Source organism: Natronospira proteinivora (assembly GCF_024170465.1).
Taxonomy (GTDB): domain Bacteria; phylum Pseudomonadota; class Gammaproteobacteria; order Natronospirales; family Natronospiraceae; genus Natronospira; species Natronospira proteinivora.
Genome location: NZ_JALJYF010000002.1, coordinates 22,701 through 48,687, shown reverse-complemented (window position 1 = coordinate 48,687; position 25,987 = coordinate 22,701). Strand labels below are relative to the sequence as shown.

General features: G+C 59.5%; 23 protein-coding genes. 12 read left to right on the top strand and 11 right to left on the bottom strand.

The window, feature by feature from the left end:
- Window positions 1-106 precede the first annotated feature (106 nt).
- The 3 genes from J2T60_RS07540 to pdhA are packed head-to-tail and all read right to left on the bottom strand — an operon-like array spanning window position 107 to window position 3,737.
- Entirely contained in the window at window positions 107-1,690 is a 1,584-nt protein-coding gene (locus tag J2T60_RS07540; protein ID WP_253447838.1) for a dihydrolipoyl dehydrogenase family protein, read from the bottom strand.
- Between the two features lie 3 nt (window positions 1,691-1,693).
- Complete coding sequence (locus J2T60_RS07535; RefSeq protein WP_253447835.1) at window positions 1,694-2,671, bottom strand: alpha-ketoacid dehydrogenase subunit beta; 978 nt, start codon at window positions 2,669-2,671, stop codon at window positions 1,694-1,696.
- Window positions 2,664-3,737, bottom strand: a complete 1,074-nt coding sequence (gene pdhA / locus J2T60_RS07530; RefSeq protein WP_253447833.1) for a pyruvate dehydrogenase (acetyl-transferring) E1 component subunit alpha — start codon at window positions 3,735-3,737, stop codon at window positions 2,664-2,666. The genes J2T60_RS07535 and pdhA overlap by 8 nt, the downstream gene beginning before the upstream one ends.
- 461 nt (window positions 3,738-4,198) lie before the next feature.
- Between pdhA and kynA the strand changes: the two genes are divergently transcribed.
- From kynA to J2T60_RS07495, 7 genes are all read left to right on the top strand, one after another.
- Window positions 4,199-5,038 carry a tryptophan 2,3-dioxygenase gene (gene kynA, locus J2T60_RS07525; protein ID WP_253447830.1) on the top strand — a complete coding sequence of 280 codons (840 nt, stop codon included), beginning with the start codon at window positions 4,199-4,201 and terminating at the stop codon, window positions 5,036-5,038.
- A 211-nt stretch (window positions 5,039-5,249) separates the two neighbouring features.
- Window positions 5,250-6,308: a 4-hydroxyphenylpyruvate dioxygenase gene (gene hppD, locus J2T60_RS07520; RefSeq protein ID WP_253447827.1), complete on the top strand. Its 1,059-nt coding sequence runs from the start codon at window positions 5,250-5,252 to the stop codon at window positions 6,306-6,308.
- A 142-nt stretch (window positions 6,309-6,450) separates the two neighbouring features.
- The gene (gene hmgA, locus J2T60_RS07515; protein ID WP_253447824.1) at window positions 6,451-7,761 is read left to right on the top strand and encodes a homogentisate 1,2-dioxygenase; all 1,311 of its coding nucleotides are present in this window, start codon (window positions 6,451-6,453) and stop codon (window positions 7,759-7,761) included.
- A gap of 174 nt (window positions 7,762-7,935) precedes the next feature.
- Window positions 7,936-8,916 carry a fumarylacetoacetate hydrolase family protein gene (locus J2T60_RS07510; protein ID WP_253447821.1) on the top strand — a complete coding sequence of 327 codons (981 nt, stop codon included), beginning with the start codon at window positions 7,936-7,938 and terminating at the stop codon, window positions 8,914-8,916.
- Window positions 8,913-9,560 carry a maleylacetoacetate isomerase gene (gene maiA, locus J2T60_RS07505; protein WP_253447818.1) on the top strand — a complete coding sequence of 216 codons (648 nt, stop codon included), beginning with the start codon at window positions 8,913-8,915 and terminating at the stop codon, window positions 9,558-9,560. Before J2T60_RS07510 ends, maiA begins: the two co-directional genes overlap by 4 nt.
- 1 nt (window position 9,561) lies before the next feature.
- Window positions 9,562-9,846, top strand: coding sequence for a hypothetical protein (locus J2T60_RS07500; RefSeq protein WP_253447815.1), 285 nt, complete (start codon window positions 9,562-9,564; stop codon window positions 9,844-9,846).
- A 65-nt stretch (window positions 9,847-9,911) separates the two neighbouring features.
- A complete protein-coding gene (locus J2T60_RS07495) occupies window positions 9,912-12,401 on the top strand; it encodes an acyl-CoA dehydrogenase (protein WP_253447812.1) in 2,490 nt (829 codons plus the stop codon).
- 46 nt (window positions 12,402-12,447) lie between these two features.
- Here the strand turns inward: J2T60_RS07495 and J2T60_RS07490 are convergent, their stop codons facing one another.
- The 6 genes from J2T60_RS07490 to J2T60_RS07465 all read right to left on the bottom strand — a co-directional run bounded on the left by J2T60_RS07490 (window position 12,448) and on the right by J2T60_RS07465 (window position 19,661).
- A complete protein-coding gene (locus tag J2T60_RS07490; RefSeq protein ID WP_253447809.1) occupies window positions 12,448-12,924 on the bottom strand; it encodes a DUF4826 family protein in 477 nt (158 codons plus the stop codon).
- An 18-nt stretch (window positions 12,925-12,942) separates the two neighbouring features.
- Window positions 12,943-14,079, bottom strand: coding sequence for a cell division protein ZapE (zapE, locus tag J2T60_RS07485; RefSeq protein WP_366518294.1), 1,137 nt, complete (start codon window positions 14,077-14,079; stop codon window positions 12,943-12,945).
- A complete protein-coding gene (locus J2T60_RS07480) occupies window positions 14,072-16,030 on the bottom strand; it encodes an acetoacetate--CoA ligase (protein ID WP_253447806.1) in 1,959 nt (652 codons plus the stop codon). Before J2T60_RS07480 ends, zapE begins: the two co-directional genes overlap by 8 nt.
- A gap of 111 nt (window positions 16,031-16,141) precedes the next feature.
- The gene (locus J2T60_RS07475; RefSeq protein WP_253447803.1) at window positions 16,142-17,080 is read right to left on the bottom strand and encodes an electron transfer flavoprotein subunit alpha/FixB family protein; all 939 of its coding nucleotides are present in this window, start codon (window positions 17,078-17,080) and stop codon (window positions 16,142-16,144) included.
- The gene (locus J2T60_RS07470) at window positions 17,080-17,826 is read right to left on the bottom strand and encodes an electron transfer flavoprotein subunit beta/FixA family protein (RefSeq protein WP_253447800.1); all 747 of its coding nucleotides are present in this window, start codon (window positions 17,824-17,826) and stop codon (window positions 17,080-17,082) included. Before J2T60_RS07470 ends, J2T60_RS07475 begins: the two co-directional genes overlap by 1 nt.
- Window positions 17,827-18,059: 233 nt before the next feature.
- Window positions 18,060-19,661: an electron transfer flavoprotein-ubiquinone oxidoreductase gene (locus J2T60_RS07465; RefSeq protein WP_253447797.1), complete on the bottom strand. Its 1,602-nt coding sequence runs from the start codon at window positions 19,659-19,661 to the stop codon at window positions 18,060-18,062.
- A 185-nt stretch (window positions 19,662-19,846) separates the two neighbouring features.
- Here J2T60_RS07465 and J2T60_RS07460 point away from each other — a divergent pair, with 185 nt between their 5' ends.
- Genes J2T60_RS07460 through J2T60_RS07440 form a run of 5 tightly spaced genes read left to right on the top strand, consistent with a single transcriptional unit; the run spans window position 19,847 to window position 24,976 of the window.
- On the top strand, window positions 19,847-20,860 hold the full coding sequence (locus J2T60_RS07460) for an agmatine deiminase family protein (protein WP_253447794.1): 1,014 nt from the start codon (window positions 19,847-19,849) through the stop codon (window positions 20,858-20,860).
- A 36-nt stretch (window positions 20,861-20,896) separates the two neighbouring features.
- Complete coding sequence (locus J2T60_RS07455; protein ID WP_253447791.1) at window positions 20,897-21,835, top strand: hypothetical protein; 939 nt, start codon at window positions 20,897-20,899, stop codon at window positions 21,833-21,835.
- Window positions 21,832-23,043 (top strand): glutathionylspermidine synthase family protein, encoded by a 1,212-nt coding sequence (locus tag J2T60_RS07450; protein ID WP_253447788.1) that lies wholly within the window; start codon window positions 21,832-21,834, stop codon window positions 23,041-23,043. The genes J2T60_RS07455 and J2T60_RS07450 overlap by 4 nt, the downstream gene beginning before the upstream one ends.
- On the top strand, window positions 23,015-24,004 hold the full coding sequence (locus tag J2T60_RS07445) for a hypothetical protein (protein WP_253447785.1): 990 nt from the start codon (window positions 23,015-23,017) through the stop codon (window positions 24,002-24,004). Before J2T60_RS07450 ends, J2T60_RS07445 begins: the two co-directional genes overlap by 29 nt.
- Before the next feature lie 3 nt (window positions 24,005-24,007).
- The gene (locus J2T60_RS07440; RefSeq protein WP_253447782.1) at window positions 24,008-24,976 is read left to right on the top strand and encodes a deoxyhypusine synthase family protein; all 969 of its coding nucleotides are present in this window, start codon (window positions 24,008-24,010) and stop codon (window positions 24,974-24,976) included.
- Here the strand turns inward: J2T60_RS07440 and J2T60_RS07435 are convergent.
- The gene (locus tag J2T60_RS07435) at window positions 24,923-25,684 is read right to left on the bottom strand and encodes a sulfite exporter TauE/SafE family protein (protein WP_253447779.1); all 762 of its coding nucleotides are present in this window, start codon (window positions 25,682-25,684) and stop codon (window positions 24,923-24,925) included. The genes J2T60_RS07440 and J2T60_RS07435 overlap by 54 nt on opposite strands.
- On the bottom strand, window positions 25,684-25,926 hold the full coding sequence (gene ccoS / locus J2T60_RS07430; RefSeq protein WP_253447776.1) for a cbb3-type cytochrome oxidase assembly protein CcoS: 243 nt from the start codon (window positions 25,924-25,926) through the stop codon (window positions 25,684-25,686). Before ccoS ends, J2T60_RS07435 begins: the two co-directional genes overlap by 1 nt.
- Window positions 25,927-25,987 lie beyond the last annotated feature (61 nt).

Sequence of the window (25,987 nt, the reverse complement as noted above, 5' to 3'; positions counted from 1 at the left end):
TCAGGGACCTATATAATCTGTCTTGAATGCCGCTGCGGAAAAGAAAACGGCGGTCCCGGAATACCGGGACCGCCGCTGTTTTCACCATCGGAACCAGGCTGGATCGTCAGAAGGGTTTCTGAAGATCGTCAATTACCGCCTTGAGGAAGCGGCAGGCCTCGCCGCCGGTCAGGCAACGGTGGTCGAAGGTGACCGACAGGGGAATGCGCTTGTGGCATTCCATGCCGCCCATGACCGCCACCACATCGTGACGGATGCCGCCGGTGCCGAGAATGGCCACCTGGGGCGGTACCACCACCGGCGTGGCGTAGCGGCCGGCCATCATCCCGAAGTTGGACAGGGTAATGGTCGGATCCTTCATGTCTTCCGGGGCCACGCTGCGGTCCCGGGTGGCCTGCTTGACGGCATTGAGCTTGTCGCGCAGCCCGGCCGCATCGGCCTGATCCACCTGGCGCAGTACCGGCACGATCAGTCCGTCCGGGGTGTCCACCGCCATGGCCACATCCACGTGTTCATGCAGGATGCGCTCACGCTTTTCACCGTCATACCAGGCATTCATGCCGGGTTCGGCACGCACGCCGGCCACCAGGGCCCGGATGATACGGCCGGTGATGTCCTGCCCGGGCTGCCAGTAGTGGATGTCGGCATCGTCAAACAGGGTGCAGGCTGCCACCTGGTCCCGGGAGGCGGACATGCTTTGATGCATGGCGCGACGCGGCCCGCGCAGGGGTTGGGGTACGCCATAGTCCACATCGTCCCGGGGCGGGGCCATGGGAGTTTCCATGCCGCCGGCGAAACCCATGCCGGCGGAACCGGCCGAGGCGGCCTGGGGCCGGCTGGGGCCGGAGGCCGCCGCCTTTTCCACATCGCTGGCGGTGACCTGGCCCTTGTTGCCGGTGGGGGTGACCCGGGCCAAGTCCACATCCAGCTCCTTGGCCAGTCGGCGCACTGCCGGCAGGGCCTTTACCTTGCCGGTGCCGCCCCCTTTCTTGCGCTTCTTGCGCACGATGGCGGTTTCGGTGAGCTCTTCGTCGGAGGTGGTCATCTTGCCTACCACGCTGCCGGCATCTTCCCGCTCTGCTTCCGGCTCATCCGCCGGCTCTTCTTTGGCGCCGCCGCCTTCCGCGCTGCCGAAGGTGACCAGCGGCTTGCCCACTTCCACCACATCGCCATTGTTGGCGTGCAGCTTGCCGATGGTGCCGTTCTCGGGGGAGGGGACATCCACCACGGCTTTGGCGGTTTCCACCGCCACCAAGGGATCATCCACCTTCACTTCATCGCCTTCGGCCACCTTCCATTCGACGATCTCGGCGTCCTGCAGGCCTTCACCCAGATCGGGCAGATTGAAGACCACGCCGCTACCGGCCGGGGCGGCCTTGGCTTTCTTTTCACTCTTTTCAGCCGGCTTGTCGGCTTGATCAGCGCTATCGTCCGGCTGCTCCTTGTCACCGGCCGGCTCACCATCGAAGTCCACCAGCGGCTTGCCGACTTCCACCACATCGCCGTTTTTGGCGTGCAGGCGGGTAATGGTGCCGCTCTCGGGGGAGGGCACATCCACCACCGCCTTGGCGGTTTCCACCGCCACAAGCGGATCATCCACGGCAACCGTATCGCCTTCGGCGACCTTCCATTCGACGATCTCGGCGTCCTGCAGGCCTTCGCCCAGGTCGGGGAGATTGAAAGTCTTCATGCCTTATTCCTCCAGAGTCCGCTGAACGGCGTCCTTGATACGGGCGACCGACGGCAGGTACTGCTTTTCCAGCTTGAACAGCGGCATGGTCACGTCGTAACCCGTTACCCGCTCAACCGGGGCCTTGAGATCGTAGATGCCTTTCTCGGCCAGATTGGCCGCGATCTCGGCACCCACGCCCACATTGCGCGCTGCCTCATGGACGATCACCGCGCGGCCGGTCTTTTCCACCGACTCCAGGATGGTTTCCATATCCAGTGGGCTGATGGTGGCCACATCGATCACTTCGCAGCTGATGCCTTCTTCTTCCAGCTGCTTGGCGGCTTGCAGGGTCTCGTGCATGGCCGGTGCCCAGGAGATCAGAGTCACGTCCGTGCCTTCCTTGAGCACAAAGCAAACGTCCAAGGGCAGTGCTTCGCCGTTGTCTTCCACTTCCTGCTTGACCATCCGGTACAGACGGTTGGGCTCGAAGAACATCACCGGGTCCGGACAGCGGATGGCCGCCAGCAACAGACCATAGGCCCGCTGGGGCGAGGAGGGGATGACCGTGCGCAGGCCGGGAATATGCGCAAACAGGGCTTCGGTGCTCTCCGAGTGGTGCTCGGGGGCATGGATGCCGCCACCGAAGGGCGCGCGGATCACCAGTGGGCAGGTCAGACGGCCCCGGGTCCGGTTACGCAGGCGGGCAGCGTGGGAGATGATCTGGTCAAAGGCCGGGTAGATGAAACCGGAGAACTGGATCTCGCCCACCGGTTTCAGGCCTTGGGCCGCCATGCCCACGCCCATGCCTGCGATCATGGATTCGGCCAGGGGCGTGTCCATGACCCTGTTCTCGCCGAATTTCTCCTGAAGCCCGGCCGTGGCCCTAAAGACCCCGCCGTTGACGCCCACGTCCTCGCCATAGACCAGCACGCTGTCGTCATGCTCCAGCTCGTGGGCCATGGCCATGTTCACGGCATCGATGAGTGTGACCTTAGGCATTGCGACGGGCCTCCTTGATGGCGACTTCCCGCTGTTCGGCCAGCGGGTCGGTAATCTCTTCGTAGTGATAATCGAACATGTCTTCCACGCCGGGCGGCTCGATGGACTGATATTCCTCCACCGCGGCATCCACCTCGGCCTTGAGTTCTTCCACCAGGGCCTTCTCCTGGTCTTCGTCCCACCAGCCCTGATCGTTGATGTACTGGCGCAGGCGGATCAGCGGTTCTTTCTCCCGCTCGGCTTCCACTTCTTCATCCGGGCGGTAGCGACGGGCATCGTCCGCGGTGGTGTGGTCGTGCAGGCGATAGGTCAGCATTTCCACAAAGGTGGGGCCTTCACCGTTACGGGCCTTTTTCAGGGCCTGTTCCATTACTTCGCGCACGGCGATGATGTCATTGCCGTCCACCTGAACCACGTCCATGCCGCCGGCGATCCCTTTCTGGGCCAGGGTTTCGCAGGCGGTCTGCTTGGACAGGGGCACGGATATGGCCCACTTGTTGTTCACGGTCACGCCCACGAAGGGCAGTTTCCAGGCGCCGGCGGCGTTGAGGGCTTCGTAGAAGTCGCCCTCGGAGGTCCCGCCATCACCGATCACGGTAACCGCAGCTCGCTTCTCGCCCCGATACTTGAATGCCATGGCCGAGCCGGCCGCATGCAGGTACTGGGTGGCAATGGGCACACACCAGGGGAAATCATGCTTGGGGCCGGAGAAGTTGGAACCGCGCTCGTCACCGCCCCAGTAGAGCAGGACTTCGGACATTTTCACGCCCCGCACGAACTGGGCCCCGTACTCCCGGTACATGGGGCAGAAGGCGTCTTCCTCGATCATGGCGGTGCCAATCCCCACGTGAGCGGCTTCATGGCCCAGGCTGGAGGCGTAGGTGCCCAGCTTGCCGGTCCGCTGCAGGGCAATGGCCTTGGTGTCGAAGATCCGGACCTTGCTCATCATCTTGTAGAGCTTGAGCAACTCATCCTTGCTCGCGCTCTTGGGCAGGTCCTGGGTCGGTTTGCCTTTCGGATCCAGGTATTGAACAAATGGAATCTCGAACTTGGCTGCGGTTTTCACAGGCTTCTCCTCCCGTGTTGAGAGATGGGTCCCCGCGAGGGCGCCCGTCTCGTAACGGTTTTGTCCGCGGCTTTCGGCTATCCGTGAAAAGAACACGGAGCGGGCCGTCTGCCACGGAATCCCGCCCGTTTCTGCCATTCGCAGGGAACTGGTCTGGGAAACGGGAACGATGGTCGCACCGGGGTCGAGCTTTCCGGCTCCGGTACACATATTAATATGTCCACGCTCACGGCGTCCCGGCGGGCCGCAATTCCAGTCCCGCCGGGGCCCACCTCAGGTCGCGGCCGCGCGAAGTTTAGCAAAACCCGGCCGCTACCGCATTCGAACGGGTGTTTGAGTTTCGGTTTTCCCGGTTTGGGCGGCATGGTGTGGGCCTTTTTCGCGCTCGCAGGCTGAGTGGCCGGCGGAGTCCGTGTATAGTCTCGGAGCAGGAATTCGGGCCTGTCTGCTGGAGGAATGTCATGTCGAACCGTCGGGAATTGGAAGCCGGGATCTCCACCGATCTCAAGGATCGCCTGACATATTCAGGCTATCTTGTCCTGGATCGCCTGCTCGACGCCCAGCACCCCCTGTCCGATCCACCTCACCACGACGAGATGCTGTTCATTATTCAGCACCAGACCTCTGAGCTCTGGATCAAGCTGATGCTGCATGAACTGAGTGCGGCCCTTCATCATGTGGCCCAGGACAATCTGGCGCCCTGTTTCAAGATTCTCGCCCGGGTCAAACAGATTCAGCGCCAATTATTTGAGCAATGGGGGGTGCTGGAAACCCTCACCCCCTCAGAATATGCCGAATTCCGCGGTGTGCTGGGCGGGGCCTCCGGTTTTCAGTCGCCCCAGTATCGGGCTCTGGAATTCCTGCTAGGCAACAAGAATGCCGACATGCTCAAGGTTTTCGAGCATGAACCCGAGACCCATGCCTGGCTGGAGATGTTGCTGAGACAGCCAAGTCTCTATGACGAGTTCCTCCGCTATCTGGCCCGTCGAGGCCATCCCGTCCCGGCCGAGAAGGTAGAGCGGGACTGGGCCGAGCCTTATGAGGCCCATGACGGCGTAACCGAGGTGTTCCGAGGTATTTATGCCGACACCGAGACCAACTGGGACGCCTATGAAATGTGCGAGAAACTGCTGGATATCGAGGAAAGCTTCCAGCTCTGGCGCTTCCGCCACATGAAGACCGTGGAGCGCATTATCGGCCACAAGACCGGCACCGGGGGCTCCTCCGGGGTGAGCTTTCTCAAGCGAGCTCTGGACCTGCAGTTCTTCCCGGAGCTGATCGACGTGCGTACTGAACTGTAAGCAAAACCTGCATATTGCCACCGAATGGCAAGGTCGGCAGAAAATCGGAGGTGAAAAGCGCCTTTATATCAGTGGGTTGCCATTCTATGACGGCTGCCTTCGGCTTCGGTATAATCATCGTTAGCATTTCCACTGATTCACCCGTTCGGGCCCCAGCGTCGCTGAGGGCCCGTGTGGCCGTTCGACAAAGAACAGTTTTAAGGAGATTGACATGGCTGAACAGTATGACAACCCCATGGGGACCGATGGTTTCGATTTCGTGGAATATGCAGCGCCGGATCCCAAGCTGCTGCATGATCTGTTCAAGGCCATGGGCTTTACCGCCGTGGCCAAGCACAAAAAGCGCAATGTCACTTTGTATCGCCAGAATGACAGCAACTTCCTGGTGAACGAGGAGCCCGGTAGCTTCGCCGAAGACTTCGCCAAGGCGCACGGTCCCTGCGCCACCGGCTTCGCCATCCGCGTCAAGGATGCCGATCACGCCATGAAACTGGCGCTTGAAAAGGGAGCCACGAAATTCGACACGAAGCCCGAAACGCTGGCAGTGGACGCCCCGGCCATCCAAGGCATTGGTGGCAGCGCCCTGTACATGGTGGACAAATACGGTGATCAGGGCGACCTCTACGAAGATGAATTCGACTTCTTCGAAGGCGTGGACAAGCGGCCCAAGGGCTTCGGTCTGGATTATGTGGATCACCTGACCCACAACGTTCATTTTGGAAACATGGACGAGTGGTGCAGGTTCTACGAGGATCTTTTCAACTTCCGCCAGATCCGCTATTTCGACATCAAGGGCAAGAAGACCGGCCTGAACTCCCGGGCCATGACCAGCCCCGACGGGATGGTGCGGATTCCCATTAACGAGTCTTCCGATGAAAAGTCCCAGATTGTCGAGTACCTGAACGAGTACAACGGCGAGGGCATCCAGCATATCGCTCTGTTCACCGATAACATCTACGACACGGTGGAAAATCTGCGCAGCAAGGGCATTGATTTTCTGGATACCCCGGATGCCTATTACGAGCTCATCGACGAGCGCATTCCCAACCACGGCCAGCCCGTGGACAAGATGAAGGAACTGCGCCTGCTGATCGATGCCGACCAGGAAGACAAGGATCGCTTGTTGCTCCAGATCTTTACCAAGAATGTGATCGGCCCGATCTTTTTCGAGATCATCCAGCGCAAGGGCAATGAAGGCTTTGGCGAAGGTAATTTCACAGCCTTGTTTGAAGCCATTGAGCGCGATCAGGAAGAGCGGGGCGTTCTTTAAAGGAAGCTGCAAGCCACAAGCGGCAAGCTGCAAGCAGACCGTGTCGAAACAATTCCAGAGCCGTTTTCGCAATCTGCTTGTGGCTTGAAGCTTGGAGCGTGGAGCTGGTGAATCGAAGCCGCCTTGAATTGGGAGATCTGCAATGGCTTTGAAAGGCTCAAAGGGCTACATGACTGGTTTCGGCAGTGAATTCGCCACCGAAGCGGTGGCGGAGGCCTTGCCGGTGGGGCAGAACTCGCCGCAGCGCCCGCCCCATGGATTGTATGCCGAACAACTGTCTGGAACGGCCTTTACGGCACCCCGGCACCGCAATCAGCGGAGCTGGCTGTATCGTATCCGGCCGGCGGTGATTCACGGTGAATTCCGCCCGATCAAGGAAGGCAGTTTTCATAACCGTTTTGACGAGATGCCGCCAACGCCCAATCAGCTGCGCTGGGGGCCACTGCCCGAACCCAAGGGTACACGGGATTTCGTCGATGGCCTGTTCACCATGGCAGGTAACGGCTCGGCCGCCGCCCAGGCCGGTATTGCGGTCTACCAGTACTTGGCCAATCGCTCCATGGAAGGCCGGTTCTTCTACAGTGCCGACGGCGAATTCCTGATCGTGCCCCAGCAGGGGCGGCTACGTTTGGACACCGAGCTGGGTGTGGTGGAAATCGAGCCCCAGGAAATTGCCGTGGTCCCGCGCGGGGTTCGTTTCCGCGTGATGTTGCTGGATGACACGGCCCGGGGCTATGTGGCCGAGAACTTCGGTTCGGCGCTACAGCTGCCGGATCTGGGGCCCATTGGTGCCAATGGGCTGGCCAATCCGCGGGATTTTCTCTACCCGGAAGCCGCCTGGGAAGACGAAGAGGGTGACTTCGAGTTGGTGGGTAAATTCCAGGGGCATCTCTGGTCCGCCGCCATTGATCATTCTCCTCTGGACGTGGTGGCCTGGCATGGCAATTACGCGCCCTACAAATATGATCTGCGTCGCTTTAACGCCATCGGCTCCATCAGCTATGACCATCCGGACCCGTCGATTTTCACGGTGTTGACCTCGCCTTCCGGCAAGCCGGGCGTGGCCAATATGGATTTCGTTATCTTTGGTCCGCGCTGGCTGGTTATGGAGGAGAGCTTCCGTCCGCCTTGGTATCACCGCAACGTGATGAGCGAATTCATGGGGCTGATACATGGCGAGTACGACGCCAAAGCGGCGGACGAGGAGGGTGGTTTTGTGCCGGGCGGCGCCAGCCTGCATAACTGCATGTCCGGCCACGGGCCGGATGCGGATTCCTTCGAAAAGGCTACTGCCGCCGATACCTCAAAGCCCCAGAAGATCGAAGACACCATGGCCTTCATGTTCGAGACCTGTCTCACGTACAGGCCCACGAAACAGGCCATGGAAACAAGCGCCCTGCACCAGAACTATCAGGACTGCTGGCAAGGGTTAAAGAAGCACTTCAAGGCCTGAGGCCTTGAAGTGCAGCTGCAAGCCACAAGCTACAAGCTGCAAGCCGGGGAGTGCCAGCTTACGGCAAGTCGTCCAGACCCGGGCCATGCAAGTCGCGAGCTATCGCAAAGATGCCCGCGGCTGTAGGAGCCAGCTTGTAGCTTGAAGCTATGAACGACTGAAAGGAGTTATTTGATGAAACTGGGATCTCTGAAGAAAGGTCGTGATGGTGAGTTGATCATCGTCAGCCGTGATCTCAAGCAGGCTGTTCGGGCCGGGGATATCGCCCCCACATTGCAGCTTGCCCTGGAGAATTGGGCCAGCGTTGAACCCAAGCTGCGCGCCCTGTCTGAAAAGCTGGAAGCCGGCGAGGCAGAAGGCAGTTTTGCCTTCAAGCAGGATGAGGTGGATGCGGTTCTGCCGCGCAACTTCCAGTTCCTGGATGGCAGTGCCTATCTGCCCCACGTGGAACGGGTCCGCAAGGCCCGTGGTGCTGAATTGCCGCCGCAACTTCTGGATGACCCCCTGATGTATCAGGCGGTCTGTGACGGCTATGACAGCCCCCGGGATCCCATTCGGATGGCCAGTGAAGAGTACGGCATCGATTTTGAATCCGAAGTGGGCGTGATCACCGATGATGTGCCCATGGGTGTGAGCGAAGAGGAAGCGGGCAAACACATCAAACTGTTGCTGATTCTTAATGATGTGTCCCTGCGCAAGCTTATTCCCTCCGAACTGGGCAAAGGTTTTGGCTTTATTCACGGCAAGCCCCGTTCGGCCCTCTCCCCGGTGGCGGTGACCCCGGACGAGCTGGGTTCGGCTTGGCAGGATTACAAGATCCAATTGCCGTTGGTCACGCATTACAAGGGTGAGTTGTTCGGCCGCCCCAATTGCGGTGTGGACATGCAGTTCAGCTTTGCCCGCCTGGTTTCCCATGCGGCCAAAACCCGCCCCCTGTCCGCTGGCACTCTGGTGGGCTCCGGCACCATCGCCAATCGGGACGAGTCCCTGGGCTCTTCCTGCCTGGCCGAGAAGAATGTGCTGGAAGTCATCAACGGAGGGGAAGCGAAGACCGGCTTCATGAAGTTCGGCGACACCGTCAAGATTGAGATGCTGGATGATCAGGACAACAGTATTTTCGGGTCCATCGAACAGACGGTTGAGCAGTACAAATGAAGTTGTATACCTACTGGCGGAGCACGGCGGCCTATCGGGTACGGATTGCCCTGCACCTAAAGGGGATTCCTTACGAGCAGGCGCCGGTACATCTGGTCAAGGACGGTGGGGAACAGCACCAGGATAGTTATCGTGGCCTCAATCCCCAGGGGCTTGTGCCCACCTTGATGGATGGTGGGGTGGTGATTACCCAGTCTCTGGCCATACTGGAATACTTGGAGGAGCGTCACCCGGAGCCTGCACTGCTGCCCTCGGGGGCGGCGGACAAGGCCCGGGTGCGCGGTCTGGCGCAGCTGATTGCCTGCGAGGTGCACCCCCTCAACAATCTTCGCGTCTTGCAGTATCTGAGTAATGAGTTGAGGGTATCCGATCGCCAGAAGACCGCCTGGTATCACCACTGGTTGGCAGAAGGTCTGGGTGCCCTGGAAACCCGGCTGGCTAATGAAAAGGATACCGGGGATTTCTGTCATGGGGATCAACCCGGACTGGTGGATCTCTGTCTGGTGCCCCAGCTGTATAACGCCCGCCGTTTTGAGTTTCCGCTGGAAGACTATCCCACCCTGGTGGCCATTGATGCGCGTTGCCGGGCCCTGAATGCCTTCCGGGCCGCTGCTCCGGAAGCCCAACCGGATGCGGTGAACTGATATGGATAAGCTTGGTCTGGTGGTGACTGCTGTGGGTGCTTTGATGGCGGCTTTTGCGGCCATCCTGCTCCTGTATACGGCTACCCTGGTTTTCAGTGATTCCCTTTATCCTGCGCTTCAGGCAGAGCAGGTATCACTGGCACAGGCTTCAGTGCTGGGTTTTGATTTCTCCGGCTGGGGCGTGTTGGTGCCCATGCTGGCCTATCTTCTGATGGGCTTTGTTGCCTTGGCGCTGACCCGGCGACAGAGTCAACGCTTTCTTGCCATTTGGCGCGAGCGCCAGTAAGGCGCTCTGTCACTTTCTGACCGTTGTCCCGGCCGCCTGCCGGGGGCACGTCGCGGAGGATTATCATGCTCGAGTGGTTGGATACCCAGGCCTTTTGGTGGGTGGCGATTGCTGCTTTCTTGCTCGCTGCTGCTTTCTTTTCCCTCTCCCGCTGGATCTGGGCTCCGCTGGTGGCAGTTGCTGTGGCCGGGTTGGTGGTCCTGTCACCGGCCGGCCCCGTGAGCCTGTCCCTGGCGGCTGTGCTGGCCGGTCTGCCGGTCTTGTTGGCGGTGGTGGGTCCTTTGCGGCGTCTGGTGCTTACCCGCCCCATGATGGCTTTCTATCGTCGCGCCATGCCCGAGATTTCCGAGACCGAGCGTGCCGCCCTGGAAGCCGGTTCCACCTGGTGGGATGCGGAGCTCTTTACCGGCCGGCCCGACTGGGCACGGCTGCTTTCCTTTCCGGCTGCCACCTTGAGTGAGGAAGAACAGGCCTTTCTGGAGGGGCCCACCGAACGCCTCTGCGCCATGCTGGATGATTACCGTATCGACAATATCGAGCGGGATCTGCCCCAGGCAGCCTGGGATCTGATCAAGAACGAGCGTTTCTTCGGCATGGTTATCCCCAAGGAATACGGGGGGCTGGGCTTCTCCCAGTATGGCCATGCGGCGGTGGTGATGAAGATTGCCAGTCGCAGTATCAGTGCGGCCCTGACGGTGATGATCCCCAATTCCGTGGGCCCGGCCAAGCTGCTGCTCAAATACGGCAGCAAGGCCCAGAAGCAATATTATATACCCCGCCTGGCCCGCGCCGAGGAGATTCCCTGCTTTGCCTTGACCAGCGCCGATGCCGGCAGTGATGCCGGTTCCCTGCAGGATACCGGTGTCATCTGTCGTGGCAGCGTGGATGGAAAGGAAGACGTACTGGGTATACGCCTTAACTTTGACAAGCGCTATATCACCCTGGGCCCCGTGGCCACCTTGCTGGGCGTGGCTTTTCGCCTTCAGGATCCAGACGGCTTGTTGGGAGACAAGGCTGAACTGGGTATTACCCTGGCGCTGGTCCCTGCTTCAAGCCCGGGCGTGGAGACCGGCCGTCGTCATGATCCCAACCAGATGTCCTTTCTCAACGGCCCCGTTCGCGGCAAGGATGTCTTTGTGCCCCTGGATAACGTGATTGGCGGCCATGATTTTGTGGGTCATGGCTGGCGCATGCTGATGGAGAGTCTCACCGACGGCCGCGCCATTTCCCTGCCAGCTCTGAGTACCGCCACTGCCAAGACCAGCCTGCGCCTGGCCAGTGCCTATGCCCGGGTCCGCGAACAGTTCGGTGTGGCCATCGCCGATTTCGAGGGTATTCAGGAAAAGCTGGGGCGCCTGGCCGGCAATAATTACGCCATGGACGCGGCCCGTCTGGTCACACTGGCGGCCCTGGATGAAGGCCATAAACCGTCCGTGATCTCGGCCATCATGAAGTACAACATGACCGAGCGAGCGCGGGAAGCAGTGAATGATGCGGTGGAGATTCATGGCGGCGCCGGTGTCTGCCTGGGCCCGAAGAATCCCTTGGGCCAACTCCAGCGTTTCCCCAATATCGGAATCACCGTGGAAGGTCACAATATCCTCACCCGGACCCTGATTACCTTTGGGCAAGGGGCCATCCGTTGCCATCCCCATTTGCTGGATGAGCTGAACGCCGTGCAGGGACAGGTGGAAGGTGCCCCTGTGAAGGCCTTTGATAAGGCACTTATGGGGCATCTTGGTCATGCTCTAGGGAATGGCGTTAGATCCCTGGTGTTTGGTGTGAGCAATGGCCGGTTTAGTCGGCTTCCGTCCGGCGTGCCCCGTTCGTTGAAGCCTTACTACCGTCGTTTGAACCGGGCCTCTGCCAGCTTCGCCATCATCTCGGATTTGCTGCTGTTGAGCTATCGGGGCGGACTCAAGCGGAAGGAGCAATTGGCCGGGCGCATGGCGGATGCCGTCAGCCAGTTGTATCTGGCTTCCACTGCCCTCAAGCATGCCCATGATCGTGGCTATCCCGAGGAGACCAGCGAGGCACTGCGCTGGACTCTGGAAGATAGTCTATATCGTATCCATGACTCTTTTCTCAGCCTGTCCCATAACGTAGGTGGCATGACGGGGTGGTTGATCCGCCGTCTGGCTTTCCCCGTGGGTCGTCGCTGGCGTGCCGTACCCGATGCCCGGGTTCGGCGTCTTGCCTCGGCGGTGAGTATTCCTGGTGCCAGTCGGGACAGCCTGACCGAAGGCATGTATCGTCCCGAGGAAGGCAACGGTGAACGCATCGATGAGCTGGACCGCGCCATGGTCGCCATGGTGGAAAGCAGTCCGCTACGGCGCAAGCTCAGGAAGGCATTGCGCAAGGGGCAGATCAGTGCAGATCCCGGGAATTACAGTGGCCTTTTGAAGGCGGCTGTCGAGGCGGAAGTCTTGCAGGAGACCGATGCCCAGAGACTGGAGTCGGTGGAGGCCTTGAGGGCCCAGGCCATTGCGGTGGATGAGTTTGATCAGCTCGGCTATTTCGTGGAAGAAGGGGGCCGGACTTCCGGCATGGGATAATGCAGGCGGCGCGGGTGGATGGTGCGCCATTCACCCGCGCCCAGCATTATTTGGCCTTTTTCCCGGCCCCGGGTTCATCTCTGATGTCATCCCAGGCTTGATCATCCTCCGCGAGAAGGTGGAGTGCCTCCGCCTGTTTTTCCAGCCGTTTTTCTACAGCCTGCCAGTCAATCATGCCCTGTGCACCTTCTTCTTTCTCAGCGGTGGTGGCCATCCGCGCCCCGGAAAGCTGCCAGCGCATGCAGAAATGACGGGCTACATCCCGTGGATTGCGGGCCACAGAGATGTCGACGGCATCGGGCAAGACCGCATCACCACCAATGATCCACATTCGTTTACGGTCTGCTTGACGTTCTTCTGCCACACCGATAATAACCTTTCCTGGTAATACCCACCGGCTTTCCACCCGAACGGGCTGCTCCATGATGCCTCGACTCACCAGGCGCTTGGCCAGCTCCTCGCAGACCGTTTCTACCCAAGCCCGCAGTTGCTCCATGTCTTTCGGTTTGCCTTCTTCACTCATGCGATCTCTCCGCTCCACTCAGGGAAGATGGGGTAGGGCCAGGTATTCCCTTGTTTGTATTTCTTCCAGGCGACTGAGAGTGCGCTGGAATTCGAATTCAAGCTTGCGGCCCTGATACAGGGACTCCGCCGGTACTTGGGCGGAGATAATCAGTTTCACATTACGATCATAAAATTCATCCACCAAGGCGATAAATCGTCGGGCGGCATTTTCGCTCTCTCGCTTCAGTACCGGTATGCGGGACAGCAGTATTGTATGGTATTCGTGGGCCAGCTCAATGTAATCATTCTGGCTGCGTGGTCCTTCACAGAGTGTTTCGAAGTCAAACCAGGCCACCCCATCCCCTTCTCCCCGGGCGGGAATTTCACGCCCTTCCACGGTGATGCTGAGATTTCCCTGGTAACCATCCGGGGCCAGCCGCTGGAAGGTATCCGCCATGATGGTGTCTGCGGCCTCGTCCAGGGGGGCGTGATAGATCTCGGCCTTCTCCAGTACTCGGAGCCGATAGTCCACGCCGCCATCCACATTCATGACCCGCGTATGCCGTTCCAGTGCCTCGATGGCCGGCAGGAAGCGTTGTCGTTGCAAACCGCCACGATACAGGTCCTGGGGTGGGATATTGGAGGTAGCCACCAGGCAGACTCCGCGACGGAAAAGGGCGTCCAGTAGCGTGGCCAGTATCATGGCATCCGCAACGTCCGAGACGAAAAACTCATCGAAACAGAGTACCCGGGTTTCCCTGGCTACATCGTCTGCTACGGCCTCCAGGGGGTCCTGTCGGTCGCCGTGCCGTTTCAGGCCTCGATGGGCTTCCCGCATGAAGCGATGGAAGTGCTGGCGTCGTTTGTCGCGGAAGGGCAGGCTCTCGTAGAACAGATCCATTAGATGGGTTTTGCCGCGTCCGACCCCGCCCCAAAGGTAGAGGCCTTCCACCGGTTCACGCTGCCTGGGGGGCAAGCCCATACGGGCCCGGAATCGTTCCCACAAAGGGAGTTGATGATTCACCAGGGCCTGATACACCGCCTCCAGGGCATGAATGGCCTTTTCCTGAGCCTCGTCCCGGACAAAGCCGGCCGCAAGATCCGACTCCCAGCGGGCCAGGGGCCCGCCGGGAAGCTTTTGCTGATTGCTTTTAGCTTCGGCCGTTTCAGTCACGCTCGAGCTCGGGTCGATTCTGGAAATGCACCAGTGCATCCGGGTTGGCCAGGGCGGACTTGTTCTTCACCGTATCCCCGTGGATGACTTGCTGCACGGCCAGCTCAACGATCTTGCCGCTCACCGTTCGTGGGATTTCCGGTACCTGGAGTATCTTGGCCGGTACATGCCGCGGGGTCGCATTGGCCCGAATGGTCTTGCGAATGCGTTTTGCCAGCTCATCGTTGAGCTCAACTCGCTCCTTCAGGACCACGAAGAGAATAACCCGCTGGTCTTCCTTCCAGTTCTGGCCCACGGCGATGGATTCCACCACTTCATCCAGTTTCTCCACCTGGCGGTAGATCTCCGCCGTGCCGATGCGAACCCCGCCCGGGTTGAGAACGGCATCCGAGCGACCGTAGATCACCATGGTATCCCGGGCGGTCAGCTCGGCGTAGTCGCCGTGGCACCAGACATTGTCGAAGCGATCGAAATAGGCGTTGAAGTAGCGTCGGCCATCCTCGTCATTCCAGAAGTAGACCGGCATGGCAGGGAAGCTCTGGGTGCAGACCAGCTCGCCCTTCTGATTGCGCACCGGCTTGCCATCGTCATCGAAAACGGCGACCGCCATACCCAGGCCACGGCACTGAATCTCGCCCCGATAGACCGGCAAGGTGGGATTGCCCAACACAAAGCAGGATACGATATCCGTCCCCCCGGAGATGGAAGCCAGGCAAATATCACTGTTCATGCGCTGGTAGATATAGTCGTAGTTCTCCGGGAGCAGGGGGGAGCCGGTGGAAAGAATGGCCTTCAGACTGCTCATGTCGTGGTCGCGGGCTGGCTCCTTTCCGGCCTTTTCCAGGGCCGAGAAGTACTTGGCGGAGGCGCCGAAGACGGTAATGCCTTCCTCCTCGGTGAGTCTGAGCAAAGATGCCGGTCCGGGATGGAAGGGGGAGCCGTCATAAAGCACCACGGTACTGCCCACGGCCAGACCGCTGACCAGCCAGTTCCACATCATCCAGCCACAGGTGGTGAAATAGAAGAAGCGATCTTCCCGCTTGAGATCCGTATGCAGGACCAGCTCCTTGAGGTGCTGGATCAGCGTCCCCCCCGCACCGTGCACAATACATTTGGGCTTGCCGGTGGTCCCGGAAGAGAAAAGGATATAGATCGGGTGATTGAAGGGCAGTTGTTCAAACTCGATTTCACCTCCTGACTCGGCGGCAAAATCGCTCAGCAGGCTGGCATTTGTCAGACTCGAGATGTCGGGTTTGTCAGACAGATTCGGTACCACCACCACCTGTTCCACCGATGGCAGGGAAGCCATGGCTTCTTCGACTCGGGGCAGGGCATGGATTTCCTTGCCGTTGTACCAGTAGCCATCGGCAGTAATCAGTACCTTGGGCTCGATCTGGCCGAAGCGATCCAGCAGGCCACTGACTCCGAAGTCCTGAGAGCAGGAGGACCAGATGGCCCCAATGCTGGTGGCTGCCAACATACCGACGATGGTTTCCGGCAGATGGGGCATATAGCCGGCCACTCGATCCCCGACACCGACACCGGCGGCCTTCAGTCCCTTGGCCAGTCTAGAGACTTCCTCATGCAATTCCCGATAGCTCAGTGTCCGCTGATGACCCTGTTCATCCCGGAAGATGATGGCAGTGTGATCATCACGAAAACGCAGCAGATTCTCTGCAAAGTTCAAGCGGCTGCCTTTGAACCAGCGGGATTCCATCATGTGCTCGCCGGGCAGAAACACCTCATCCCAAGGCTGGGAGGCCTTGATGCCACAGAAGGCCCAGACCGCCGGCCAAAACTGTTCTGAATTCTCCACCGACCAACGATAAAGTCCAGCATAGTTTTCCACATCCGCATCATATTCCAACCGTACATGGTCCATGAAACGGGCCATATTGGTCTCGGCAATGCGGTCTTCGCTGGGTTGCCAGACGGGTTTCGGGTCTGTCATGGTCAAAATCCTTGATCTAATGAGCAATCAGCACGGCTCAAACAACGGAACGCGAAGGTCAGGGCCAAGTCCGTCACCTTGCAAAAAATTAAAGACCTGACCCACTGGACCTTAGTCCAGTGCTTTTTCCAGCTCCGGAATAATCTCAAACAGGTCGCCCACCAGGCCAATATCCGCAATCTCGAAGATCGGCGCATCCGGGTCCTTGTTTACCGCCACGATGGTGCCCGCATCCTTGATGCCGGTGACATGCTGGATCGCGCCGGAGATACCGAAGCACATATACAGTTCCGGGGCCACGATCTTACCGGTCTGACCCACCTGCATGTCATTGGGCACAAAGCCGGCATCCACTGCCGCCCTTGAGGCGCCCACACCGGCGCCCAGCTTATCGGCGATGCGGTAGATGATCTCGAAGTTCTCCTGGTTGCCCACGCCCCGGCCACCGGAGACTACCCGCTGAGCCGATTGCAGGTCCGGTCGATCGCTCTTGTGTACTTCCAGGTCCAAAAAGCGGGTGTGTTCCGGCAGGCTCACATCCAGGGTCTTGTCACTGACCTCGGCCTTGCCCTCCGCCTTGGCATCCTTGAAGGAGGCCGTGCGGATGGTGCCGGTCACCGTGGCCTGTTCAGGCGCGGTGACGGTGACAATCACATTGTTGGCGTAGATGGGCCGCTTGAACTGGTGGCTACCCAGCACTTCCATGATGTCACTCACCTGGGGCGAATTCAGCAGGGCCGCCGCCCGGGGCATCACATCCTTGCCGAAGGTGGTGGAGGGCATGAAAACATGACTATAGCCTTCTGCCAGGGCCTGGATTTGCGGGGCCAGCGTGGCGGCCAGCAGATGCTTGTTCTCCGGCCGCTCCACCTTGATGACGGTTTCCACGCCGGACAGCTTGGCGGCTTGTTCGGCAATGGCCGCCGCATCGTCGGCAAAGACGGCAATGTCCACCGGATGACCCACGGCCAGGGCACCGGTCACTGCCTTGGCGGTGGAGGGATTCAGGTTCTTGCCATCATGTTCGGCTATCAGCAGTGTGCGACTCATTACAACACCCCCCGTTCTTTCAGTTCACTCACCAGCTCATCCACGGATTCCACCTTGTGACCGCCCTTGCGCTCGGGGGGCGGCTCGTGGGTCTGAACCTCCAGCACCGGGGGCATGTCCAGGCCCATTTCATCCAGTGTCTTGCTGTCCAGCGGCTTGCGCTTGGCCTTCATGATGTCCGGCATCTTCACAAAACGCGGCTCATTCAGCCGCAGGTCGGTGGTGACCACGGCCGGCAGTTCCACCTCGATGGTCTCCAGCCCGGCATCCACTTCCCGGGTGGCCTTGAGCCAGCCATCCTTGAATTCCAGTTTGGAGGTGAAAGTGGCCTGGGGGCGCTCCCAGAGGGCGGCTAGCATCTGACCGGTCTGGTTGGCGTCGTCATCAATGGCCTGCTTGCCCATGATCACCAGATCCGTGCCTTCCTCTTCTCGGATCTTGAGCAGAATGCGGGCGGCCTGGGGTGGCTGAATCAGTTCATCGGTCTCCACATGCACCGCTCGGTCGGCGCCCATGGCCAGCGCAGTGCGCAGCTGCTGCTGGGCCCCGCTGACACCGATGGTCACGGCAATGACTTCTTCGGCCTCGCCCCGCTCCTTGATGCGGAGCGCTTCCTCCAGGGCAATTTCATCGAAGGGGTTGATACTCATCTTCACCCCATCGGTGACAACCCCCGAGCCATCGCGATTGACCTTGGCCTTGATGTTGTAGTCGATGGTTCGTTTTATGGGAACCAGGATTTTCATTAAGTCGGTCCTCGTTATGGTTCAGTTTTACGGTTTTTTTTCGAACGAGCTGCAAGCCACAAGCTTCAAGCTACAAGCAGTCTTTCCCGACGGAAAGTGCTTGGCTGTCGCTAGGTAAATCGCAAGTGCCATTTGTTTGGAACTTGGTCATTGTTGTGGCCCAACTGCTTGTAGCTTGTAGCTTGTAGCTTGTAGCTTGTAGCTTGTAGCTTGTAGCTTGTAGCTTGTAGCTTCTATAAATTCTGATAATTCGGCCCCGAGCCGCCTTCCGGCGTCACCCAGTCGATGATCTGATAGGGGTCCTTGATGTCACAGGCCTTGCAGTGCACGCAGTTGGCGGCGTTGATCTGCAAGCGCTTGTTGCCGTCTTCTTCGACCATTTCATAAACATTGGCCGGACAGAACTCGGTACAGGGGTTACCGAACTCCTCCGCGCAACGGGTCACGCAGATATCCGGGTCACGAACCTTGAGATGCACCGGTTGGCTTTCATCGTGGGCGGTGGCGGCATGGAAGACGGAAGCCAGGCGATCCCGGGGTGGCAGATCCCGTTCCACCCAGTGACGCTCCACCGTTTCCTGTTCGTCCAGGCGCTTGAGGACGGCGTGGTCGGCATGGTTGGGCAGGGTGCGGGGCAGCTTGCCCAGGGTGGCGGTCTCCACGGCGGCGGTGAACAGCCCCCGCCACAGCCCCTTGTTGAAGCCCGGACGGATATTGCGGACCTTCTTCAACTCCTGGCCACCGGACGAGGCACGGAAACGGGCGTCGAAGCCGCTGGTCTCGCCCTTCTCATGCCAATGCTCGGCCGCTTCCATGCCGGAACGGATGGCCTGGTGGATGCCCTTGATCTTGGGCACATTGAGGGTCCCGGCGGTATCCCCTACCAGCAGTGCGCCCGGCATTTCCATGGTGGGCAGGGACTGCCAGCCACCTTCCACCAGGGAGCGGGCACCGCCGGAAATGATCTCGCCGCCCTCCAACAGCTTGTGCATCTTCGGGTGATGCTTGAATTGTTGGAATGCCTCGAAGGGGGAGAAGTGGGGATCTTGGTAATCCAGCCCCACCACAAAACCGATATAGACCTGATCATTCTCCAGGTGATAGACGAAGGCACCGCCGTAGGTGTTGTTGTCCAGTGGCCAGCCCTGGGTGTGCTGAATCTTGCCGGGCTCCCCCCGGCCTTCCGGCAACTGCCAGAGTTCCTTCAGCCCCAGGCCATAGGTTTGCGGGGAGGCGTTCTTGTCCAGTTCGAACTTCTGAATTAGTGTCTTGGAAACACTGCCCCGGCAGCCTTCGGCCAGTACTGTCAGCTTGGCATGGATGTCCACGCCCGGGGCGTAATTGGGACCGGGACTGCCATCGGACTGGAGCCCCATGTCGCCACAGCGCACTCCCTTGACTCCGCCATTCTCGTGGAACAGTGCCTCGGCGGCGGGAAAGCCGGGGAAGACGTCGATTTCATTGGCTTCGGCCTGCTCGGCCAGACGGCGATTGAGTGCGCCCAGGGAGATGATGAAATTGCCGTGGTTCTTCATCTGGGGCGGGGTGGGCAGGCGGCGGGCCTTGTCCCGGCTGAGAAAGAGGAATTCATCCTTGCCGGCGGGGACACAAACCTCCGGTTTGTTGTCCCGCCAATCCGGCCAGAGGGCATCCAGGGGGCCGGGCTCCATCACGGCGCCCGAGAGGCTGTGGGTGCCGATTTCGCCGCCTTTCTCCAGGATGCAGATGCTGGCATCCGCATCGAGCTGGCGCAATCGAAGGGCGAAAGCCAGTCCCGAGGGCCCCGCGCCCACCACCACCACATCATATTCCATCACATCGCGTTCTTCGGACATGCGAACCCCTTGCTGGACTGGAAATCGAGCGTCCCGGACGGACCGGAGCCGGAGACAAGGCCCTGATTTTAACGGAGACCCGGACTTATTTCAGGTCCTGGGCATTTATAATCCTCGGCTTGGTGCCAATTACGAGTGTGAATGGGGTGTTGGGAGGTTTGCTGACAATGGGCAGAGGGACGCGGATGCCGGAGGTTGAGGGGGAATTCGAGTACCGGGTGCCGGCGGAATGGGAACCGCGAGCGGGGACCTTGTTGGCTTGGCCGCAGGTGGATCAGGCCTGGTCCGGGCTGTATCCGGCGGTGCAGGATACTTTTGTTCACCTGCAGCGTTTACTGCGGGAGGTGGAGCCGGTGACCATTTTGGTATCACCGGATGAACAGTCGACTATTGCTCGCCTCCTGGGAGGAGAGGACAGGGAAAGCCTGACATTATTGCCGTTGCCGACCAATGACATCTGGATGCGGGATGCCGGGCCCATCGGGGCTTGGCGGACAAGCGGTGATGCCCCCGAAGCCGTGCTGCTGGATGGCCACTTCAATGCCTGGGGCGAGAAGTATCCCCACGGCCTGGACAGCCTGATCCCTCTGATGCTGGCTAGGCGCTGGCATCGACGGCGGTTGCCTCTGCCGTTCCGCGTAGAGGGTGGGGCGGTGGATTGTGATGGCTGCGGGCATTTGCTGACCACCGAATCGGTACTGCTTGATCCTAATCGAGAGAATCCGGGGCGGTCTGAACTGGAGGCCGGCCTGGGGCACTACTTCGGAGCCCGCCACATTCACTGGCTGGGCTCGGGGCTCACAGGGGATGACACGGATGGTCATGTGGACAATCTGGCTCGTTTCGTGGCGCCCGGGCAGGTGGTGTGCCCGGGCCCGGACGTGCCGTCTGGTCACCCGGATGCGGATACTTTGGCTGAAGCCCATCGACGCCTGTCGGCGGCTGGCCTGGAGGTGATTGCTTTGCCGGTACCCGAGCCGGTACGGATCCAGGGGCGTCACCAACCAGCCAGCTATGCCAATTTTTATCTTGCCGCTGATCGGGTATTGCTGCCCGCATTTGGCCAGGCGAGTGATCAGCAGGCCATCGGCGTAATGCAGGACTTGTTCCCGGATCGGCAAGTGGTCGGGTTGGATGCTCGTGCCGTGTTGGCCCAGGGCGGGGCCATTCACTGCCTTGCTCAGCCTCTGCTATGGTAGCGGGAAAGCATTGCGATGGGAGTCTTTGGGGGAACCTTGATCACTACCAATTCTGCTGGTCTGCGGGCCGCTCGGATTATTTTCGCTTCGGCTGTGGTGGGTTTTTTTACCGCATTGTTTTTTTATGAAGCGGATGTTTTTTGGCAGGACACGGGGTTTGTTTTTGGTGTGGCGTTGGTGACCAGTTTCTACGGCCTGTCATGGAGCCGGGTCGGACGCTTGCATCACCTCTATTGGCACAAAAATTCTGCTATTGGTCTTGCTCGCTTGGGGGTCATCGCCAGCGTTCTTTGGTGCGCTTACGTACTCTCTCTGCACGCAGACCCCACCATTACCGGCATCTGGACGGTGCTTTATGCCCTGATGGCTTTTGCCGCCATCAAATTCTTTGGCCAGTTATGGGCCGAATTTTTCGGTCCCCGCCTGCGTATTGATGTCTACGAGCGCAAGAACCTGGCCGCCGCCATTTTTATTGCGGCCTTCACTCTAGCCACGGGGATGATTTTTGGTGGGGCCATGTGGGGATCCATGACGGCGGAATCCCTGGAGTACGGCAGTATCTTCGAGGTGCTACCGGGGTATGAAGATGGCTGGTGGATTACCCCCTGGTTCTTCCTCATGGGCTGGACCATCCTGGCCCTGACTCAGTGGTTGTGGATTCGCCGGGAAAAGGCCAACTTCGCTGATCGCATTGTCCGCGACCACAGAATCAATGATGCCAAGGCCGCAGCTGGATTCTGTCTGTCCAACGCAGTGATTATCACCTATGCGGTTCATGGGGATTATCATGGTTTTGGCGACAGCCTTTTCGGATTTTCCCTGATTGCTCTGCCGGTGCTGGCACATGAACTCATGCGTCCGCGTACCCCCGATGAAGTGTCCCGGGATGGTGAATGGTGGGTCTATATTGTGGTCGCCTTGGGGAGCGTGCTCTTGATGCCTTGGCTGTCCACTTGGCTTGGGCTGCGATTATGAGAACCGAACCCTGGCCGCTGGAACCTGCCGATGCTACTCGACTGTTACAACGCTTTCGAGCCGAGCATTACAAGTGGGACATCTATCATGATGGTGAGCCGACACTACTTCCAGATGCCATTATATTGAGTCGGGAAGAACACGAATTCCTGGTCGAGGCCGCCGAATCGGCCTGGTCGGCACTGAGAGAACTGGAATCGCGAGTCTGCGCAGATGAGCGCTACCTGGAGGCAGTGGGTGTGCCATCGGCTCTTTGGCCTGCTATTCAACAGCAGCCCGTCGATCAGCCCAGGGTCAGCCGCTGTGATTTCCATTACAGCAGTGATGAACGTTGGTATATCACCGAGTTCAACGAGGATTGCCCGGGAGAGATGGGGGAGTGTGCCGGATACCAGGCGCTGATGTCTGAATATGTCCTGCCCTGGATGTCTGGTTTGTCGTGCCCGGGGGATCTTCGCCAGTCCCTGATCAAGGCCCTTTCCCCCTGGCAGCGTATTGGTCTGGTTCACGCTAGTGCCTGGTCGGGGGACTTGCAACAGGTCTCACTGATTGCTGATTGGCTGCGACAGTCCGGCCGAGAAGCAGTGGTTGGATCACCAGCCAATTTGCAGGTGGATGCCGATGGTCAAGCCTGGCTGTTCGATCAGGCGGTTGATGTGCTATTTCGCTATTACCCGGGAGAATGGATCAGTGAACTGCCCAATGCAGCCGATTGGGAACGCTTGGCTTGTCAGCATCCGCTTATGAGCCCTCTATCCGCCTTGGCTTCTCAGAGTAAGCGCTTTTATGCCTTGGCAGAGGTGGAATCCCTGGGGTTGTCGGAACGTGCACGTGATTGCCTCTCCACGTGGTTCCCCGATAGTGTGTTACCTGAACCGGCACATCAGGATGATTATCTGCGCGATCAATCCTCCTGGGTGCTCAAAGGAAGTTTCGGTCGCATGGGGAATGCGGTTCGTATTGGCGCCTTGCTGTCACCAAACGACTGGCGCCTGGCTATTAACCAGGCACTGACCAAGCCCGCAGCCTATGCCCTTCAGGCAGCTTTCGAGCCCGCTCCCTTGTGGTTTTCCTCGGGTGCGCGCTATGCCAGTCTTGGAATGTTTCTGGTGAATGGTCGGTTTGCTGGTTATAGCAGCCGCGTTCATGTCCATCCCATTATCAACTATGAAGCCTGTCATGTCGCAACGCTGGTTGAAACTACTTGAACGCCTGGGCACACCACTGCGTGCTCGCCCCACTCTGGCCGATCCCTTTGAGAAAACAGGGGCCTCCGGGGATGCCTGGTATGACTTTCGGGACTATTACAGTCTTTTTCGACTGTATGGGCCGCCGCCGGAAAGTGTTTGGCACCCCTATCATTGCCCGACCCTTTTTGCCGGGATTGACCGTCTCAAGCTCTTGCCCCGACCGCTTGAGAACAGCCCGGCTGTAAACCAATCTCGACCTGAAGGGGCCTGGGACTGGTTGCGACCGGGAACCATGACCCTGATTGACCTGCCGGGGGCGGAATCCTTGCAACTGGGGGCCGCTCTGTTTCTGGAACGGGAGTGTCAGCTCATTGCCAGCTATGACCATTGGCCCAGAGCCAACCCCATGAAACATCCTGAGCGATCCGACCTGGATGGCGTTGTTGAATCTTCCTGGCCACCAAAAGTGAATAGCACTGTGGCGGTGGACTCCCAAGACATAATCGATGCCATGGTGACCTTGGCACCCAAGATTTATCAACGCCATCGCCTGGGGGTGGCGGCGGATGCGCCCCCGGTGTGGCTTTGTGATAGCCGTCGTCTGACAGCCCCTAAACCGGGCCCTGGGAGCTTTGATAATCGTTATTTTATCGACCAGTCCATCCTCCCTAGTCTGGAGCGGCTGAAAAACCAAGGTATCCGTGGTCTCATTTATGTCGCCAAAGATGGTGCGCAACGACCTTCGGATGATCTGGTGGGCATCTTGCGAGAGGTGGGGTCGGCCGGTTTGCTGTTGCGCCGGGTCCATCTGAGTGAACCCGATTCCTGGGCCAACCCCTTGCCTTTGCAAGTGCCGGCACCGGTGCGGCTGGTCGGGAAAAAGTTTCCCAAGTCGGACATGGGGGGCTTTGGCAAGGAAATTCCAATACCGGAAGACAGTGGCGGTGGTGGTCTGGTCGGTTCCGGCGCGGGAGGCTGATGGATGGGGGGAATACGGGAATTCATCGACAGTCATTATCACCATTTCAATGCCCGTGAACTCAAAGCGGCCTCTCAGGCATTGCTTGCCCATCTTGATTCAGGCGGGCGTCTGTTCATCTCCTTGGCAGGTGCCATGAGTACCGCTCAACTCGGCAAGAGTCTGGCGCCAGCCATCCGGCAAGGGATGGTCCACGGAATCTGCTGTACTGGTGCGAATCTGGAAGAGGATGTGTTTCGCCTGATGGGGGGTAACCGCTATGTATCATTGCCCAATTGGCGAGATCTGACACCGGCTGATGAGCAGGCATTGAATGATCGTCAGCTCAACCGGGTGACCGACACGGCCATTCCGGATGAAGTGATGCAGCAGGTGGAGGAACAGTTGATCACCCGGTGGCGAGCGGCCGCCGACAGTGGGCGCAGTGCCATGCCGTCTGAATTCATGCAGGACCTGCTGCGAGACCCGGGATTGCGCAAGCAGTTCCAGGATCCGGAATCCAGCTGGTTATTGGCGGCCACCGAGCGTCAGGTGCCGGTCTGGACCCCAGGCTGGGAGGATTCAAGCAGTGGCAATGCCTTCAGTGCTGCCGTCATGCGTGGTGAGGTATCCAGCCATTCCTGTGTCATGGCAGGTACTGAACAGATGAATCGATTGGTGCGCTGGTACCTTGAGAACTGTGATCCCGAACCGGGCATAGCCTATCTACAAGTGGGCGGTGGTATTGCCGGTGATTTTGCTATCTGCGTGACACCGTTGATCAGCCGGGAACTACAGATGCCCGACACCCCGCGCTGGGGGTATTTCTGCCAGATCAGTGATGCTGACTCGAGCTATGGAGGTTATTCCGGCGCTCCGGAAAACGAAAAAATCACCTGGAGCAAGCTGGGCCCCGAGACCCCCCGATTCAACATTCATTCAGATGCCACTATCGTGATGCCCTTGATGCTGGCCTACCTCCTGGACATGTGAGTGGGAATGGTCTCCGTGGCCTGGCATGAGGGAGGAGAGGGGGAAGAAGGCAGTCCAGAGGCCAAAGAAAATGAGCAGGGCGCCGGCGAGCTGGCGGAAGGCGGGGTGCTGTCGTAGACGCTGGGCTTGCTGGCCCATTAGGCTGGTGCCGGTCATGGCCGGCAGGGTGCCCAGGCCGAACGCGATCATGATGGCAGCGCCGTTTATGGGGTTTCCGGAGACCGAGGCGGCCAGCACCATGGTGTAGACCAGACCGCAGGGCAGCCAGCCCCAGAGTCCGCCCAGGGCCAGAGCATGCAGGGGTGTTTTTGGGGGCATGAAACGCCGGGCCAGGGGGGCCAGATGCTGCCAGACCCGCCCGCCCAGGGCCTCGATGCGCCGCAGACCCGCCCAGTTGAAGGCCAGTTGAACGCCAATGGCGATCAGGATGAAGGCGGTGACCAGGCGCAGCAGTCCGCCCCAATCCGGTCGACCCACCGCAATACCCAAGGCCATCACCAGCCCAGCCGCCGCCGCGCCAATCACGGCATAGCTGGTAATACGCCCCACGTTATAGAGCAGGGCATTGAGCCAGCCACGCCGCGCGTTGGTGCCCACGCTACCCGCCATGCCCAGGGAGGCGGCAATACCGCCGCACATCCCCAAACAATGCAGGCTGCCGGCCAGGCCGGCGATAAAGGCGGCCAGGAAAGTCAGTTCCGATCCCATCAGTAGCGAGACTCCCCGTCGTCCTTATCTTGGGCGGGGCTCTCATCGTCTTGCGCTTTTTGTGCCTTTGTTTTTTGTTGGGCCCGCCGTTGGCGTTCCTCCCGGTCCTCGTCCATCAGGATGGAATAGGCCGGCGAGTCCAGATCATCGTACTGCCCGCTGCGAACCGCCCAGAAAAAGGCGGCAATGGCCAGCGCGACCAGGATGATGCCGATGGGAATGGAGACGAAGATGATGTTCATGATTTTTTAAGCTACAAGCCTCAAGCTACAAGTTGCAAGCAGCGTTTCCCGAGTCAAGGGG

What these genes read in the sequence shown, in the direction of transcription:
- J2T60_RS07540 (WP_253447838.1), bottom strand. Translation starts at nt 1,690, where the DNA reads ATGAAGACTTTCAATCTCCCCGACCTGGGCGAAGGCCTGCAGGACGCC.
- J2T60_RS07535 (WP_253447835.1), bottom strand. Translation starts at nt 2,671, where the DNA reads ATGCCTAAGGTCACACTCATCGATGCCGTGAACATGGCCATGGCCCAC.
- kynA (WP_253447830.1), top strand. Translation starts at nt 4,199, where the DNA reads ATGTCGAACCGTCGGGAATTGGAAGCCGGGATCTCCACCGATCTCAAG.
- hppD (WP_253447827.1), top strand. Translation starts at nt 5,250, where the DNA reads ATGGCTGAACAGTATGACAACCCCATGGGGACCGATGGTTTCGATTTC.
- hmgA (WP_253447824.1), top strand. Translation starts at nt 6,451, where the DNA reads ATGGCTTTGAAAGGCTCAAAGGGCTACATGACTGGTTTCGGCAGTGAA.
- J2T60_RS07510 (WP_253447821.1), top strand. Translation starts at nt 7,936, where the DNA reads ATGAAACTGGGATCTCTGAAGAAAGGTCGTGATGGTGAGTTGATCATC.
- maiA (WP_253447818.1), top strand. Translation starts at nt 8,913, where the DNA reads ATGAAGTTGTATACCTACTGGCGGAGCACGGCGGCCTATCGGGTACGG.
- J2T60_RS07500 (WP_253447815.1), top strand. Translation starts at nt 9,562, where the DNA reads ATGGATAAGCTTGGTCTGGTGGTGACTGCTGTGGGTGCTTTGATGGCG.
- J2T60_RS07495 (WP_253447812.1), top strand. Translation starts at nt 9,912, where the DNA reads ATGCTCGAGTGGTTGGATACCCAGGCCTTTTGGTGGGTGGCGATTGCT.
- J2T60_RS07490 (WP_253447809.1), bottom strand. Translation starts at nt 12,924, where the DNA reads ATGAGTGAAGAAGGCAAACCGAAAGACATGGAGCAACTGCGGGCTTGG.
- J2T60_RS07480 (WP_253447806.1), bottom strand. Translation starts at nt 16,030, where the DNA reads ATGACAGACCCGAAACCCGTCTGGCAACCCAGCGAAGACCGCATTGCC.
- J2T60_RS07475 (WP_253447803.1), bottom strand. Translation starts at nt 17,080, where the DNA reads ATGAGTCGCACACTGCTGATAGCCGAACATGATGGCAAGAACCTGAAT.
- J2T60_RS07470 (WP_253447800.1), bottom strand. Translation starts at nt 17,826, where the DNA reads ATGAAAATCCTGGTTCCCATAAAACGAACCATCGACTACAACATCAAG.
- J2T60_RS07465 (WP_253447797.1), bottom strand. Translation starts at nt 19,661, where the DNA reads ATGTCCGAAGAACGCGATGTGATGGAATATGATGTGGTGGTGGTGGGC.
- J2T60_RS07460 (WP_253447794.1), top strand. Translation starts at nt 19,847, where the DNA reads ATGCCGGAGGTTGAGGGGGAATTCGAGTACCGGGTGCCGGCGGAATGG.
- J2T60_RS07450 (WP_253447788.1), top strand. Translation starts at nt 21,832, where the DNA reads ATGAGAACCGAACCCTGGCCGCTGGAACCTGCCGATGCTACTCGACTG.
- J2T60_RS07445 (WP_253447785.1), top strand. Translation starts at nt 23,015, where the DNA reads ATGTCGCAACGCTGGTTGAAACTACTTGAACGCCTGGGCACACCACTG.
- J2T60_RS07440 (WP_253447782.1), top strand. Translation starts at nt 24,008, where the DNA reads ATGGGGGGAATACGGGAATTCATCGACAGTCATTATCACCATTTCAAT.
- J2T60_RS07435 (WP_253447779.1), bottom strand. Translation starts at nt 25,684, where the DNA reads ATGGGATCGGAACTGACTTTCCTGGCCGCCTTTATCGCCGGCCTGGCC.
- ccoS (WP_253447776.1), bottom strand. Translation starts at nt 25,926, where the DNA reads ATGAACATCATCTTCGTCTCCATTCCCATCGGCATCATCCTGGTCGCG.